The organism is Stenotrophomonas sp. 63632_Sma, assembly GCF_056482875.1.
The window spans coordinates 3,762,134-3,778,616 of sequence record NZ_CM151220.1; the positions used below are offsets into that span (position 1 = coordinate 3,762,134).

The 16,483-nt window shown below is 63.9% G+C and carries 10 protein-coding genes and 1 pseudogene; 1 reads left to right on the forward strand and 10 read right to left on the reverse strand.

Going from position 1 to position 16,483, the window contains the following annotated elements:
• Positions 1-224: 224 nt before the first annotated feature.
• The 7 genes and pseudogenes from ACZK45_RS17490 to ACZK45_RS17520 all read right to left on the reverse strand — a co-directional run bounded on the left by ACZK45_RS17490 (position 225) and on the right by ACZK45_RS17520 (position 11,217).
• The gene (locus tag ACZK45_RS17490) at positions 225-968 is read right to left on the reverse strand and encodes a hypothetical protein (RefSeq protein ID WP_107432127.1); all 744 of its coding nucleotides are present in this window, start codon (positions 966-968) and stop codon (positions 225-227) included.
• A 69-nt stretch (positions 969-1,037) separates the two neighbouring features.
• A complete protein-coding gene (locus ACZK45_RS17495) occupies positions 1,038-5,708 on the reverse strand; it encodes a YadA-like family protein (RefSeq protein WP_478445894.1) in 4,671 nt (1,556 codons plus the stop codon).
• Positions 5,709-5,927: 219 nt separating this feature from the next.
• A pseudogene (locus ACZK45_RS17500) lies at positions 5,928-6,002 on the reverse strand (ESPR domain-containing protein); the annotation flags it as partial.
• A gap of 59 nt (positions 6,003-6,061) precedes the next feature.
• Positions 6,062-6,769 carry a pilus assembly protein gene (locus ACZK45_RS17505; RefSeq protein WP_478445002.1) on the reverse strand — a complete coding sequence of 236 codons (708 nt, stop codon included), beginning with the start codon at positions 6,767-6,769 and terminating at the stop codon, positions 6,062-6,064.
• Positions 6,770-6,787: 18 nt separating this feature from the next.
• Positions 6,788-7,927, reverse strand: coding sequence for a CfaE/CblD family pilus tip adhesin (locus tag ACZK45_RS17510; protein ID WP_478445003.1), 1,140 nt, complete (start codon positions 7,925-7,927; stop codon positions 6,788-6,790).
• A complete protein-coding gene (locus ACZK45_RS17515; protein ID WP_478445004.1) occupies positions 7,924-10,656 on the reverse strand; it encodes a TcfC E-set like domain-containing protein in 2,733 nt (910 codons plus the stop codon). The genes ACZK45_RS17510 and ACZK45_RS17515 overlap by 4 nt, the downstream gene beginning before the upstream one ends.
• A gap of 51 nt (positions 10,657-10,707) precedes the next feature.
• Positions 10,708-11,217 (reverse strand): CS1 type fimbrial major subunit, encoded by a 510-nt coding sequence (locus tag ACZK45_RS17520; protein ID WP_478445005.1) that lies wholly within the window; start codon positions 11,215-11,217, stop codon positions 10,708-10,710.
• A gap of 756 nt (positions 11,218-11,973) precedes the next feature.
• On the opposite strand from ACZK45_RS17520, the gene ACZK45_RS17525 reads away from it, so the two are divergent.
• A complete protein-coding gene (locus ACZK45_RS17525) occupies positions 11,974-12,879 on the forward strand; it encodes an IS110 family transposase (RefSeq protein ID WP_478445006.1) in 906 nt (301 codons plus the stop codon).
• 47 nt (positions 12,880-12,926) lie between these two features.
• Here ACZK45_RS17525 and ACZK45_RS17530 read toward each other — a convergent pair whose 3' ends face one another.
• The 3 genes from ACZK45_RS17530 to ACZK45_RS17540 all read right to left on the reverse strand — a co-directional run bounded on the left by ACZK45_RS17530 (position 12,927) and on the right by ACZK45_RS17540 (position 16,229).
• Positions 12,927-13,289, reverse strand: a complete 363-nt coding sequence (locus ACZK45_RS17530; RefSeq protein ID WP_125894097.1) for a NirD/YgiW/YdeI family stress tolerance protein — start codon at positions 13,287-13,289, stop codon at positions 12,927-12,929.
• 300 nt (positions 13,290-13,589) lie between these two features.
• Entirely contained in the window at positions 13,590-14,660 is a 1,071-nt protein-coding gene (locus tag ACZK45_RS17535) for a hypothetical protein (RefSeq protein WP_125894095.1), read from the reverse strand.
• A gap of 291 nt (positions 14,661-14,951) precedes the next feature.
• Positions 14,952-16,229 (reverse strand): citrate synthase, encoded by a 1,278-nt coding sequence (locus ACZK45_RS17540; RefSeq protein ID WP_032127838.1) that lies wholly within the window; start codon positions 16,227-16,229, stop codon positions 14,952-14,954.
• Positions 16,230-16,483: the final 254 nt, after the last annotated feature.

The following is a 16,483-nucleotide window of genomic DNA, read 5'->3' on the forward strand; positions in this document are numbered from 1 at the left end:
ACCGTTGGTCCGCACTGTGCTTCGGGCATTTCGATGGCTGACCGGAGAGCAGTCGAGCATGGCTCGACTCTACAGGGGCGCTGCACCCGTGTTTGGTAGGTGCGGACCGCTGGTCCGCACTGTGCTTCGTGCATTTCGATGACTGAGCGGAGAGCAGTCGAGCAAGCTCGACTCTACAAAAGCGGTGTTACCTGCTCTGGCAGATGATGCCCATCTTGCTCCCGCTACCAGACAAAACGGGTATCGCGCAGCGGGTCGCTGAGCAGCCGCGGCAACCACGGTGCGGGGGCACGCTGCGGATACTCCCGCATCATCTGTGCGTGCATGGCCTGCAGGTCCCGCAACACCCAGGACTGGTAGTAGATGTCGTTGAACCCATCCGACCAACCACTCTTCACCCGCTCATGCTCGTCTGCCTCCAACGACGGCATCTGGTCCAACGACACCTCCAGGATCGTCGCCAGCGCCGCGTTGATCTGCGCATTCTCCACACCGGCCTGGCGCACGTAGTCCAGCCGATCCAGCACCCGCCGGCAATCGTAGGGGAAGCACCCGCCTGTGGCGGTGATGTAGTCAGCAATGTCCGCCAGCATGTCGGCTTTCAGCCGCCACACCACTTCGCTGTCCATCACCTGCCGTACCCGCATCGTGCGCAGCGTGCTTGCCCGCACCTCCTCCGGCGTAGTGAACGGGGCACCCGGCGTGCTGCCCGCGTGGCGTACCAGCACGATGCGATGGATCGCCTCCCTGGTGACACCCTCGATGCGCAGCGCCGCTGTCTCCGGGTGCACGCGCGGCGTCGGCACGCTCAGCATCCGCCACATGTACCACAGCACCAGCAACAGACCGGCGATGCACAGCCCGCTCATCAGCGTCCACAGATCCAGGTTCCGGGTGTAGTAGCGATAGCGCGCCCGCCAGATATAGAACGTGCGATAGCTGATGATTCCCTTTACCCATCTGTACATCGCCATCTCCTGGGCGAGGACCCCGGCGCGGCGGGGTGGATTACGCGCGTCACGCCGGGGCTCCATGGCTTACCAGCCGATGCCCACACCGACGCCCATGCTGCGCTCACCGCTGTTGGTGAACGCCCCATTGAGGCTGAAGGTGGCTGAGCCCTTCTCGTTGAGCACGCGCTGGTAACCCACCGCCATCGCCGACTCACCCTCGCTGTAGCCCACGCCCGCACCGAGGCGGTTGTAGGTGGCCAGGCCGGCGGTGTTCATCGCCATCGCCGTCTGCGCGCTGCTCATCGCCGCCATGCGGTTGAAGCGCTTGTCCATCTTGTCCAGGCGGCGTTCGAAGTTGCTGATCGCCCCATCGGTGTACTCGTTGGCGCGGGCCAGCATCTTCTCCAGCTCGGCGGTGTCGACCTGCGGCTTCGGCGATTCGTCCTGCTTGGCCTTCGGCTGCTGAGTGGGCTTGTCCCCCTCGCCTACCGATGCGACCTGCTGGGAGTCCTTGCCATCCGGTACCACCGAAGTTTCCTCGGCCTGCGGCTTCGGCACAGAGGACGACGCCAGCGCACGCGGTGCCGGGGCCTCGTCGATGCGCTGCTCCAGACCATCCATGCGGCCATTGAGCTGCTGCTGCATCGAATGCAGCTGCCCACCATTGACCGCATCGCGGCTGCCGGCCGCGATCAGGCCGTTTGCCACGTTGGAGATGACCATGCCATTAGCACCGGCGAGGGTGAGCTGGTTGACACCATCGGCGCGGACCGAGGGCGTGTCCTGGAACACGGAGCGGAGCTGGGTTTCGACCTTGTCCACGCGTGAGGTATTGGCAACGACCGCACCATCCAGTGCTTCAAGTGCGCCACTCAAGGTGGACTGTGTCTGGCCCTGGACGTTGAAGCGCGGGCCGACGATGTTGCCGTTGGCATCCACCTCGCCGCCAAGGGCGGAGAGTGCACCACGCAGCTGGCCGACGGTGGCGGCGTTGTGGTTGGCGGTGCCGTTGGCGATGTTTACGAGGCGGCGCTTCATCCCAGCACCACCAAATGATGCAACTTCCGCCTCGTTTGCGTAAGAACCCGTACCGAGTGCCAGCGACCGATCCGCACCAGCTTCCACCCTGGCGGCCGCACCGATCGCCACACCTCCACGCGCACCGCCAGCGTCCCCGCCGACAAGTGCGCCGGCTCCCATTGCGAACCCACTCTCGGAATCCACAGAGACAGTTGAGCCTCTACCGATAGCAGTGGAGTTCTTCCCCATCGCCTCTGCAAACGTGCCTACCGCAGTTCCCCCGTCCAGTCCCGTCTTTGCTGAATTTCCGACCGCGACCCCTGCCACACCCGCTTCTGCGCGTTCACTAAAGGGGGCTGACCCGATACTCACAAACTGCGCAGCACCCTCAAGTTCCGAAATACGGCTATTGGTCTCATACAGCTGACTGCCGCGCACAACGTCCGAACTGTCAGCCGAAAGCTTCGCCTCGGCCACTCCAGTCAAACGCGCACCACCGTAGTCGATGACACTTGCATCCAACCCTCGCATTGCCTGCTGCCCCATCTCCCGCTCCTTGCGCATCGCGTCCAGATCATTCCGATTCTGCGAGATCTTCTGCTCTGCGGCGTACAGCTGGTTGCCTGTTACGGCATCACGGCTTCCTGGGGCCACCCGGCCATCGGCAAGATTGGTCAGCACCATGCCATTCACGCCATTCAGCGCGATCTGGCTCATGCCGTCGGCACGGGCCGAAGGTGAATCCTGAAAGATCGAGCTGAGCTGACCTTCCAGCTTGTCCGCGCGACGGCCGGTAGTGATGACGGCGCCATCGAGTGCCATCAGTGCATCCTCGACGGTGTTCTGCGTTCCGCCCTGCACCGCGTAGGTCGGGGCAATGATGTTGCCGTTGCCGTCCACGCCTGCGCCGCCGCCGAGGGGTGCGAGGGAGTCCTTGAGCTGGGCGACGGTGGTGGCGTTGTGGTCGGCGGTTCCGCGGGCAACGTTGGTGAGCCGACGCTTAACCTCGTCACTACCAAATGACGCGGTATGAGCCTCATCGGCTACAGAGGAAGCCCCCAGAGCCAATGCACTAGTGGCACCCTTCTGAACAATGCTATTCGCCCCGATCGAGACACCGCCAGATTCCTGCACTGAAGCGAGAACGCCAAGAGCAAACCCATTGTCAGCAAGCTCATCCACGCGGGCAGCCCTCCCCAAAGCAACAGAATTCTTCCCGCGAGCAGCAGAGAAACTACCTACGGCGACTGCCCCCTCACTTGAAACTGATGCCTCGGCGGAATCACCAATAGCGACGCCGATCAAGCCTGCTCGCGCCGCACCTTGAGGCCCTCCCTTCCCGCTCGAAAAATAGCGAGAACTCTCGGCAAGCCCCTCAATTCTTCTCACAGCTTCATCTGCAATGCTCCTCGCCCCCTGCGCAGACTGCTCAACGGCATGCAGCTGCCCACCATTGACTGCATCGGTGCTACCGCCGTCCATCAAGCCATCCGCTACACCACTGATTCTCCGATTGGCATTGGTACTGTTACGCACATCCAACGTCGTACCGCTGTTCTTCTCACCCAAGCGCACATTGCCAGACGCAGACACCTGTGCCACCAGTCCACCCAGCGCCGCAGTCTCGACCAACGCCTTGGCCGCATCCCCCTTTGCCGCGGCAGCTTCCGTGCCCGCAGACTTGGCAATGCCCTCCACCGTCGCCACCTTGTCATTGATCGCGTTGAGCTGCCTGCCGTTGACGGCCTCATAGCTGCTGGCGTTGACCACGCCATCAGCCACACCAGTCAGCTTCCGATTCGCATTCGCGCTGTTGCGTACATCGAGCACGGTGCCGCTGTTCTTCTCGCCAACACGAAGGTTGCCGTTGACAGCGACTTGACCGACAAGACCCTTCAGCACTCCGGTGTCAGCCAGTGCCGTGTCCGCGCTGTCCTTCGCTGCGCTGGCTGTCGTCTGTGCCGCATTCACGTTCGCGTTGGTTTCATGGAGCTGCTTGCCGGTCACGGCCTCGTTGCTGGTCGCGCTGATGGTCCCGTCGGCAACGCCCAGAATCCTGCGATTCGCATTGGCGCTGTTGCGCACATCCAACTGCGTGCCACTGTTCTTCTGGCCCAGACGAACACTGCCATTGGCAGCGGTCTGGTTGACCAGGCCACCCAGCACCACCGTCTCGGCCAGTGCCTTGCCCGATTCCACCTTTGCGGCATTGGCAGTGGTGGTCGCGCCGTCAGCTGCTGTCTGGGCCTTGGTCACGGCTTGGTTGGTGGCATGAAGCTGGTTGCCGGTGATGGCATCGGTGCTGCCGGCACCCACCACACCATCGGCAATGTACTGGATCTTCCGCTTCCTGCTGGCGCTGCCGACCGATACCGAATTGGCCGAGGCGGTCACTGCACCTGCACCCAAGGCAACGGCATTCTCATGCGAGGCCTGAGCACGGTCACCCAGCGCCACGGAGCTGGTGTTCGTAGCCTTGGCCAGATTGCCCAGCGCACTGGCGAACTGTGCCGTCGCTTCGCTACCGCGACCCAGTGCCGTTGCCTGGCTGGCGCTGGCTTTGCTCAGATAGCCAACCGCAGTGCCGTGCTCAGCCTGGGCCTTGGCGTCGCCGCCGACGGCGATGGAGAAGTTGCCGCTTGCATTTGCACGGAAGCCGGTTGCAACCGCACCGTTTGCGCTGCGGGTTCCGGCGCCGACCGAGACACCCGCGTTCTGGTTGGCTACCTTGTTGCCGTCCGCATCCACGCCAGAACGCGCGTCGTCGCCCAGCGCCACGCTGCGGCCGTTGTACGCTTTTGCGTTGTTGCCGAGTGCGGTGCTGATGCCGTAGCTGCCATTCTCTGCGGTGGCGCCTCTGCCCAAAGCCAAGGTTGTTGCATCGATGCGGTTCGTGGCGGCCTGCGCGATGGTCCGTACCGCTGCCAACTCCACTTTCGCAGCATCTGCGGTCTTCTCAACAGTCCCCAGCTTGGTGTTGGTGGCATGAAGCTGCTTGCCTGACACAGCCTCAGTGCTGGTTGTGCTCAGCGTTGCGTCTGCCACTCCTGTGACTTTGCGATTAGCATTTGCGCTGTTGCGGATATCCAGCACCGTGCCATTGTTGCTGCCGCCCAAGCGGACATTTCCAGACGTGGAGGTTTGACTCAACAACCCACTCAGAGTGCTCGCCTTGCTCAGCGCATTGTCGGCATTGGTTCTGGCCGTATTGGCCGTGGTCTGGGCAGCACTTGCAACTGAATAAGCTGAATCCGCGCGACTACGTGCGGCACTCACCGCCTGATTCGTGTCGTACAGCTGACCACCGGTCACCGCATCTGCGCTACCGGAGGACACACCACCTGGTGCAAGGTTGACGATCCGCCGTTTCGTGCTACTACTCCCCACTGAGACAGTATTGCCAGCGCTAGCTACTGAGTTGGCACCAATGGCTACCGAATTTGCCGAAGTTGCAGTCGCCCCACTCCCGATTGCGACAGTGTTCTCGCCTTGCGATTTTGAGCCATTTCCCACCGCTGTCGCGCCAATGTAATCGGCAAATGCCCTGGTTCCGATAGCAAGGTTATGCCCTCCATTGCTTCCCGCACTTGCCCTGAACCCAATAGCGATGCTATCCACATCATGGGTCTGAGCACTATAGCCAAACGCAAGACTATTGCGTTTCTTGATAGTGGCGCCTTGCCCGAAGGCAAATGAATCACTCCCGTATATCCGAGCTCCCGCACCGATCGCCATCGAGTTCTCAACCCCCGGGCCAAGATCGGCGTATCCCGTTGTTAAACGCGAATTCCAATGTCCCATAAACGGAAGGCAGTCTCGATAGACAGCGCCGTCCGTAGGCGAACAACCGAAATCGTGACCAGCGCTCGCGCTCCCGATAGCGCCTCCCATCGCCAGGAGAGTCAATAGCGCCGCCTTTCGCCGATCAAGCAGGAAACCCGCCCTTTTACCCCTAACGGTGGCCGATTCGCTCGCCACAACCCAGCATTGCTTTGCGTGATTCCAGATACGACGATAGATTTTGTTCATTTTTTTCCTTAACAGGGCAAGGGAAATGAAGCCCCGCGCCTGCGCGGGGCAATAGAAGGTCAGGCGCTCGGCGCCAGGGTCGTTACGTGATCGCGATAGCCGTCGTTCGACAATCGGTACTGCAACTGCAGGGTGTTGCCCGGCTGGAGCTGGAACGGCAAGGTCAGCGCAGCGTCGGGGTAGAGACTTCTGGACAGCTCAAGCGGCGTGCACACGCCACCGGCGCTGCACTCGGCAGCACCGGTGATTCCCACACGCAGCGTGCCGGTGTTGCGCAGGGTGTTGCCCTGCAGTTGCAGATCCACGCTGCCCTTGGCGGGCACCACGTTCACCAGCGCGCCCCAGACCAGGCTGACACCAACGTTGGCCTGCGCCGCCTGTTCATCGCCTTCCAGGATCGTGCCGTCGGGACCTTTGACCCCCTCGAAATAGATGCGGTAGGCCGCCTCCTTCTCGACGGTCTGCAGCGGGATCACCCGAATCAGGCGATTGCCACCACCGCTGAGTGCGAACTTGCCGGGCGTGATGGCAATCGCCGCATCGGCCGCTTCCACTTCGATCTCTTCCTCACCCACCTGCGCCGGGTTGTTGATGCGCAGCAGGCGTGCCTGCACGTACTGCGGCTGGGTGGATTGCGAGTACACCCGGATCTTCGTGCCGTGCTTTGCATCCACCGCTGCGCGCATCGGATGAATGGACAGATTGGCCTGTGCCGACGGGGCCAGCAGTGCGCTCAACGGCAACAGGCAGAACAGCAGTTTCTTCATGATGAGCCTCCGTGGGGATCAGGGTTTGGCGGTCGGCACGCGCAGCTCAACCGTCAGCTCGCCGTCGTAGAGACCGGGGCGTTTGCTGGCGATGGGCGTGGGTGGTGTTTCCAGCGTCAGTGGCGTGGGCACGCAGTACACGGGCTGGCTGATGCCCGGCAGCAGCACCATGCGCAGTTGTGCGCTGTCGATGCCGCGGAGCAGCTGTTCTTCGCCGTGCTTCATGGCCAGCAGGTTGCCGCCGTAGTTCAGGCCAACCTGGTAATCGAGGCGCTGGGTATCGTCGCTACCGCCGTCCTGATGCCAGACCGAGAAATCGCGACCAGGCGGTGGACGTGGCCCGCTGTCGCGCACAGTGATGCCGAGGAACTCGCTCTGCGAACCCACTCCGTCGTAGAGGCACATGTCCACGTCTTTGCGCCCGGCAACGACCTTGCGGATGGGGTCGTAGCGCAGGTCCATGTTGACCAGGGGTGCAACGCCGTCGAAGCCGGGGAAGTAGATTGAAATCGCGTCGTAGTCAGTGACGGTGAAGTCGAAGTTGACGACATACTTCGCCAAATGCCTGCCTGGTGGCATTCTCAGATTGAGTACGAGACTGCCCCTCCAGCGACCGGCCACCAAGCGCGCAACGCTATCTCCGGCAATCGCAATGGTCAGACCTGTGCCGACTGCGTAGTCACTGCCGCAAGGTCTGGAATGCGAAGACCAGATTGCGTATCTGGTATCCCGAAAGTAGTCGAGTGAACAGATTTGGGTGGAATCAGCCCTATAGATGGAAGCAGCGAAGTTGATCGTACTCGGACTTCCCGTACGCTCTTCTATCGCCCGTACCGGTATCACACTGGTTACATCGCCACTTTCTGCCTCTGTATCTTCCGTACGGCACATTCCAGATGCGGGATCAATGATTGACTCGCACGTCAGATAGAGCTTTCCGTATTGCTTACTCAGATCTATGTCATACGCGATCAAAGTCTTGGGCACCCAAATCTCGATATCCCCCGGCATCGCCGAGCGATCCCACGCCATCTTGATATCGCGCGTAATCACACCACTGGGCGGATCCGTATCGGGTGGGCGCTGCGCCCACGCCCTCGGCGCCAGCACCACCAGCGCGCACACCAGCATCAACACCAACAACACACGCCGGTTCATGGCGTTCCTCCTGCAGCAGCGGTCTGGGGCGTGGCGGCAATCAGCGCGCGTTCCTGCAGCAGGCGGGTCACGCGGGCCTGCTGGCGGATCTCGGCCGGCAGCTGGGCCACGGCCAGCGGCTCGCAATGCACGGCGCCGACCAGCAGCACCACCTGGCGGCGCTCGCGCACCTGCAGCGGGCAGTGCAGCAGGCGGTCGTCCTGCAGCAGGTACAGCGTTGTTTCGCGACGCGGGAAGTCGGCGACGAAGCCACCGTTGGCACTGGTGCCGGGCACCGGCGCGTTGAGGATGCGGGCGCCGCCCAGCGGCGCTCCGGCAAGATCCTTGGCGTTGCCGATGAAGGTGTAGGTCACCTCGATCGGCACCGGCATGCGCATCAGCCGCCCGGGGCTGAGGAACATCGGCCGCGCGCCACCCACGCCGGTCACGCGGATGGCGGCAATGCTGTCCAGCGTGCTGGCGTCCTGTACTTCGGCGCGGTGCGCCTGGTACGACGACAGCGGCAGCAGGCGGCGCTCGCCGATCTGCAGGCGTTGCCTGCGCAGGCCGCCCACCTGCAGTTCGGCCGCCACGCCACGCAGGTCGACGTCGTCGGTGTCGGCCACCTGCACGGCCAGGCCGGCGTCGGCGCCGTTGCTGCCGCTCCAGTACAAGCCGCGCTTGCCCAGTGCAAAGCCAGAGCTGTGCATGCCGCTGTAGGCGGTCTCGCTGCGGCCGCGCTGCTGGTAGTGCGCCAGCGTGGCGCCACTCTGGCCCAGGCTGTTCTGCAGCTGGCCGCTGAGCGTGGCGCTGTAGCGGTCGCTGTTGTTGGCGCGCAGTTCGGCTGACAGCTCGCGGTACTGCGCATCGACGTCCTGGCGCAGGCTTTGGCCAACGCTGTAGTTGATGTCCGGGCGCTGGTGCTGCGGCTGCCGCACGTCCACGCTGTAGCGGCGCTGGCCGCTGCCGGCGGTGCCGCGCAGCAGGCGGGTCAGGCTCAGGTTGAAGTAGATGCCGCGGTCGCGTTGGTCACTGCCGCGCAGGCTGTCGCTGGCACGCTGCTGCCACACGCCCACGCGGGTGGAGACGCTGAAGTCCTGCCAGCGATGGCTGCGGCTGAAGCTGGCCTGCCAGGTGCGGCTGAGCTGCGGCTCGCGGCGCGGTTGCCACGGCGCCGGCGGCGGCAGCAGCGGGTCCAGCTCGGCCAGCGGGTCGTCTTCCGCACCCGGCAGGACACGCCCGGCGCGCCAGGTCTGGCGCCGCGTGTAGCCCACATAGGCGCTGCCACCGGCCAGCGGCAGCGCCATCGAGGCGCTGAGCGAATTGGCGCAGCCCAACTGGTCGCGGGCGTCGGCCTCGAACTGGCAGGCCTTGCCGCGCATGCGCTGCTGGTAGATGTTCCAGGACGCGGTGCGACGGTACGACAGCTGGTGCCGCTGGCCGGTGCTGCCATCGTTGCCGCGCATGCCGCCGAAGCTGGCGCGCAGTTCCTGGCTGGCGTACAGGCGGCGCAGGTCGACGCGCAGCTCGCCGTAGCGGAAGCCGCCCAGGTCGGCGGCACCGGCCACCATCGCCACGTCGCGGCCCAGCGGCACGCGCATGCCGGCCACCGCCACGCGTTCGCCATCGAAGCGGTCACTGCGGCGCTCGTTGCGCCTGCCGCCCTGCACGAACCACTGCCACTGGCTGTTGGTCCAGTCGCCGCCCTTGTCGAACGGCGCATCTTCGCTGCGCACCAGCACGCCGTCTTCGTAGATGCGCAGGGTGATGGTGTAGTTGCCGAACGGGAAGTTGCGGGTGTCGATCTGGTTGATGCCGGCCTGCAGGTAGGAGGTCTGCAGCAGGCGCGTGCCGTCGTAGGCATCCACGCGTGCGTCGCGGGCCAGCAGCACGGTCAACGGCGTGGCCTGCACGGCGGCATCGGAGTCGACATAGGCCTGGGTGGTGCCCACGCGCAGGCCCTGCAGACGGTCCAGCGGCAGCATGCTGAAACTGAAGGTGCCGCCCTGCGGGCTGGACAGGTTGCGGCGGTCCATGCGCCCGGCCTGCAGGTAGTGCGCCTGCCCCAGGTCATGGCGGTAATAAACGTTGTCGAACTCGAACGCGCTGTCACTGCCGCGGCCGCGGTAGCGCTGCTGGTTGAAGTTCCATTCGGCGGAGACATGCCCGCGATCGAACAGGCCCAGCACGCCGGTGCCACGCGCGGAAAGCGTCTGGTAGTCGCGGCTGCCGCTTACATTGATCACCTGCTGGTGCAGGAAGGCGTTCTCGGCGTTGGCACTGACGGTGTGGAAGCGCTCGGCAGCCGGCTTGCCCGGAATCCACTGGCGTGCAACGAACAGGCGCACCGCGCCCTCGCCTTCGTCGTACAGCGCGCGCACGGCGGCGGGGTCTTCCGGCGGATCGAGATAGCCGCAACCCGCCGTGGCGCCGCCGAAGCGGCAGGCCAGGTGGCTGTTGCGCGGCATGGGCTGGGACAACGCGGGCAGCAGCGCGGCCTGCGCCTCGACGGGCAGATCCAGCGCCTGCAGCACGCCTGCCGGATCTTCCAGCTGCACGTGTTCAAGGGTCACGCGCACCGGCGACAGCCCGGCCGAGCGGCCGAACAGTTGGATGTCGAGTTGTTCGGTCTGGCCTTCGACCAGATCCTCGAAGCCGGGCGGGACGCCGCGCGCGGCCACCAGCGGCGTTGCCAGCGCCAGGGCGAGCGCGACCGCCAGCCGGGTGATGACGGGGGCGTGTGGGGTCATGGGGGTACCGCTGGAAAGGCAGCCGGCCCGGCGTGCGGGCCGGCGCGGGGATTACGGCGCGGCGGCTTTCTGGTTCAGCACGATGTTGACGACACCCTTGTAGGTACCCTTGGTGGCGATCGCCGCCGGGGTGGTCTGCGCGATGGTCAGCGGCATCGAGATCGAAGCACCCGGGGTGGCGCCTGCCCCGGTGAACAGGTCGGCTGCAGCGTATTCAATCGGGGCGAGGCCCAGAGCGCGACCGTTGAGGCTGACCGTCATCGGCACGGTGACCTTGCCGTCGCCGTTGGCCAGCACGAATGTGCCGCCGATCTTTGCCTCGATATCAGCAGTCTGATCGTTGGAGTGGATACGAACGCGCTGGGTGTTCGGCAGCAGACCACGCATCGGGTCGTGGGTCAGGGTGACCAGATCCGGCAGCGCGCTGCCATCATCACGCAGCAGGGCCAGGGTTGGGTCGACGTCGGCGTAGACGGAGATCTTGGTTTCCACGGCGTGCGCGGACAGCGAAGCCGTGGCCAGCGCTGCAGCGAGCGCGGCCTTCTTGAGAATGGCGTGCATGGGTTGTCTCTCTCGGACAAGGGGGGAATGAGAAAGCCCCCCTCCCCTAAGGAGAAAGGGAGGGAGGCGCCGCCCGCAGAGGTGGTTGCGGGCGACGGAGAGAATGTTAGAAACCCATTGTCCTGCAGGCCATTCAAGCATTCCTAAAACGTTGAACGTTAAGAAGAATCTTTGAATTAGTTCAACGTTTCAGGCTTATGCAATTTCCCTCATTCGGTAAATGCAAAAAATCTCATTGCTTCGCCTTTGTAGAGTCGAGCCATGCTCGACTGCTGTTCGCGCTGTTCGCGCTATGCGTGCGAGTCGAGCATGGCTCGACTCTACAGTGGGCCATCCACGCATGGCGTGGATCCACCGGCCATGGCTATGCAATTTTCCTCATCCATTGAATACAACAAACCTCATTGCCTCGCCTTTGTAGAGTCGAGCCATGCTCGACTGCTGTTCGCGCTGTGCGTGCGAGTCGAGCATGGCTTGTATGTTCCTCCCGGCTCCTACGCGGTATGTAGGAGCCAGGGTGGAGGGACCGTCAAGCATGCATCTGCGGATACTAGCCGACAGACGAGTCGAGCGATCCCCATCCCGCACACGAACGTCGATAAAGGATCGTACGGCCCCCAAAGGGGATCGTCGATGTAGGCAAGCTAACGTCGGTGCGGTACCACCCCAGCCCCTTAAAGATAGCTGGGAGCCGTACAAATGTCTGATTCTCTCGATATTGGCGTGGACGTGGACTCCAAGGAGTTCGTACCGGCAGTGGCCGACCGCAAGGCTGGCGACAGGATCGCCAACACCCGGGCCGGCATAGCCCAGTGGCTCAACACCTTGCCCCAGCGATGCCGGATTGGCATGGAGGCGACGGGGCGGTACTACGAGTTGTTGGCTCGGATGGCTGGCCAGGCAGGCCACGTTGTCTATGTGATCAATCCACGTCTGATCAAGTACTACGGCCGGGCGACGGGCTCGCGTGGCAAGACGGACGCCATGGACGCCGAAGCGATCGCCCGGTACGTGAAGAAGGAGAGCGATCGCCTGCGTGAATACGTACCGCGTACCGACGAGCAGCAGCAGATGCACGATTTGCTGCGCAAGCGGCAGACGCTGGTAAAGACACGCGCGCGCCTGGAGCAATCCTTCGGGGTAAGCAAAAGTGCCCCCGGGGAGCTGTCAGATCTGTTCTGCGCTCTGGCTGGGACGCTGTCCGAGCTGGAAAGCGAACTGCAGCGCTTGGGTCGCGATGGAGAGCATGGCGCGCTCTACAAGCGCCTGTTGACCATCCCTGGTATCGGCCCTGCCGTCGCCGCTCACCTGATCTACTACATGACGCGCTGGCCGTTGGCCAACGCCAACGCGTGGATCGCCTGCACCGGCCTGGATCCCCGGCCCAACGAGTCTGGCGGCAGAACGGGACGGCGTCGGCTGTCCAAACAGGGCGCGCCAGTGCTGCGCCAGATGCTCTACATGGCCGCAATGGGGCTCAAGCGGTGTCGCCGGGGGCAACCGCTCTACGACGAGCTGTCAAAACGCGGTCACCCCAGCACCGCCGTCTTCAACATCCTGGCCAGAAAGCTGGCCAGGATCGCCTGGGGTGTCTTCAAAAGCGGCCGGGACTTCGATCCGGCCATGCTGAAGGTGGGTCAAGCCTGCTTCCAGCAGGCTTGACCACGAACATAGGATCTCGACTCTACATGTCGCAATGAGCGCGAGCCTCAGCCTGCGGGCACCACGGCCACGCGATCAACATCGATGTCGGTCGGCTTGAACCGATGCGTATCGACCTTGCCATGCAGTTCCACCACGGTGTCCGCACCAATGGCCTGCTGCGGCAGGTCTTCGTCATCGATCTCCACTTCGATCTGGCCACTGGCATCGCGGAACTGGTAACGCTCGTGGCCAAGCTTGGCGACGAGGTTGCCACGCAGCACCACCGGCTGGTCGTCGCGCTGGGCGCGCGCATCGGCCACGGTGCTGGCAGCGGTTCCTGCGCCTGGGCCGGTGTACTGGGCAAATGCGTGCGGGCTCAGCAGAGCCAGCGGCGTGGCGATGAGGGCAATGGCAAGCAGTCGGTTCATGGTGGTCTCCGTGGCTGAGTAAGTGCCCTCAGGTTCTATCGCCCCGGATGTGATGCCTATGCAATAGATCCGAAAAGATGTGAAAGCGACACTCAGTGTCAGAATTCGTTCAGATCCTGAAGCAAGGTTTTGTAGAGTCGAGCACGGCTCGACCCTACAAATACCCATCCACGCATGCGTGGACCTCGCATTGGCGCGCGATCAGAAGAAGATCGCGTACAGGATCAGCAGCGGAATCGGCACGCCCAACAACCAGAGCAGAATCATTTTCATGGCAGGTCTCCTTGCATGGAACGGGGGTTACAGGTCGCGACGGCGGCCGCCCCAGGTGGCGCTGAGGCTGGCGAAGAACGCGCCGATCAGCAGCGTGATGAACAGCCACAGCGCGGCATACGCTGCTGCCTTGCGGGCGTCGTCGGCCGCCTGCTTGGCAGTGTTCTTGGCCTTCTCCAGCGCAGCACGCATGCGCGTCTGCACATCGGTCACGCGCGCCTGCGCTTCGGCCTGACTCATGCCGGTCTCGCGCGCGATCAGCTGGGACAGGTACTGGGTGTCGGCCGGATCCAGGCCATCTCCCTGCAGACTGTTGACGATGATGCGATTCACCTCGGCACGCACTTCACGGCGGTCAGCCACCGGGCCATTACCCGGCATCGGACGCGGCGGTGCGGCCATGCGCGCGTCGCGCGGGCCGACGCTTGCGACCGGCGGCGACGGGGCCGCATTCGGATCCATCGGCGCACCCGGCGGAGGCGGCGTTGCAGGATCAGACGGCCCTGCGCTGGTGGCGCTGCGGAACAGCGAGTCCACCCAGTAGTTGAGGTCGCCTTCCGGTGCAGCCGCCGCAACGCTACCGGCGCCCGCTGCGGCGACGCCGGCGGTGGATACTGCAGCACCAGCCGTGGCACCGGCCACTTTCGCGCCCGTGCCGAGTACGCCGCCGATGGCCGAGGTGAGCAGACCGGCGGTGAGCAGCGTGGCCACCGCCCACGACACGAAGCCATGTGCGGTATCGCGGAAGTAGGTTTCGTCGCCGTGGATCTGCGTCCACTTGGTACGCAGGCGTCCTGCCAGATAGCCACCCAGACCCGAAGCCGCCAGCGCAGTGAAGGTGAGCCAGATGATGCTGGACCAACCGAAGGTTTCCTTGCTGACGCCTTCGAACGACCACGGCGACACCGAGGACAGCCCCAGGCCCACGCCGAGAATCAGCAGGATGAGGGACAACGCGGCGGCGGCGGCGGCACCGGCGAAGATTGCACCCCAGGACACGGCGCTTTCGCTTGGCGGGGCGACGATGGGGGCGGCGACGACAGTGCCGACGTCAGGGCCGAGCGGGCCGCGCTCGGGTGGGTCGAATCGGGTACTCATGGGACGGACGCTCCGGATCAGATGCTGCGGATGCAGCTGGCGTCCTGAGGCTGCGCGAGCGCTTGTGAAGCTGGCGAGACCCTTGAATCACGCGGTCTTGGCGCGGTGAAGAGCGTGCCAACCAAGGTTGGCACCTACCGAAGGCGGATGCGGTGGTAGATCCACGCCATGCGTGGATGATTTTTCGCGGGCGCCGAAATCGTGCGGACCAACGGTCCGCACCTACCAGGTCCGCTCCAAAAAAAACGCCCCGCAGATGCGGGGCGTTCTCGGCACAATCTACGCGGGCGATCAGCCCTGGTAGTCGCGCACGTCGCTGCCGGTGTAGACCTGGCGCGGACGGCCGATCTTCATTTCCGGGTCAACCTGCTGTTCCAGCCAATGCGAGACCCAGCCGGAGGTACGGCCCAGGGCGAACATGACGGTGAACATCTCGGTCGGGATCTGCAGCGCCTTGTAGATGATGCCGCTGTAGAAATCGACGTTCGGGTACAGCTTGCGGGCGACGAAGTACTCGTCCTGCAGCGCAGCCTGTTCCAGCTTCACGGCCACGTCCAGCAGCGGATCCTGCACGCCCAGCTGCTTGAGCACCTTGCTGGTCATCTCGCCGATGACCTTGGCGCGCGGATCGAAGTTCTTGTACACGCGGTGGCCGAAGCCCATCAGGCGGAAGCCGGAGGTCTTGTCCTTGGCCTTGACCACGGCGGACTCGACGTTGTCAGCGCTGCCGATCTCTTCCAGCATCTTCAGCACGGCTTCGTTGGCACCGCCGTGGGCCGGACCCCACAGCGCGGTGACGCCAGCGGCAACCGACGCGTACGGGTTGGCACCGGTCGAGCCGACCAGACGCACGGTCGAGGTCGAGGCGTTCTGCTCGTGGTCGGCGTGCAGGATGAACAGCAGGTCCAGCGCCTTGACCACGTCCGGGTTCAGATCGTACTGGCCATCAGCCGACTCGAAGGTCTGCTTCAGGAAGCGGCTGACATAGTCCAGCGAGGTGTCCGGCTTGTTGGCCGGCAGGCCCTTGCCGTGGCGGTAGATCAGCGCCGACAGGGTCGGCACCTTGGCGATCAGGCGCACAGCGGCCTGGCGGCGCTGTTCGGCGTCGGACAGGTCCAGCGAGGCGTGGTAGATGCCCGACAGCTGCGCGATGGCGGCGGTCAGGATGGCCATCGGATGTGCATCCTTGGCGAAGCTGCCGATCAGGGTGTTGATCGACTCATCGACGTTGGCTTCAGCCGCCAGCTCGTCGGTGAAGGCCTTCAGCTGCTCGGCGCTCGGGCGCTCGCCGTTGATCAGCAGGTAGGCCACTTCGACGTAGCTCGACTTTTCCGACAGCTGTTCGATCGGGTAGCCGCGGTACAGCAGCACGCCCTTGTCGCCGTCGATGTAGGTGATGGCGGACTTGCAGCTGGCCGTCGCGGTGAAGCCGGAATCGTAGGTGAAATACCCCGTTTCCTTGGTCAGCTTCGCGATGTCGACGCAGTCGTTGCCAAGGGTGGGTTTGATGACGGGCAGAACGACCGACTTATCGCCGGCGTTGAGCGTGACCTGATCAAGATCGGACACTGTGTGCGCTCCTTCATGGGAAGGCGCCTGCCCAAGCGCATTGGTCAGGCACGTGAATGACGTCCTCGGCCTGTGCCGGGGATCACGCCATTATCGCACAGCAGCATTTGCCCGGCGCTAGACAGAAGTCGTATACAACAGGCGGCCAGACGCCGGCCGTTGAGCGGCCCGGATCGGCAAAAGCGTTGTCATCCGAACGCAGTGTTCCGTCCATCCAAACGCCCGTTGGGTAGGCGTTGGGGAAAAACAAACGG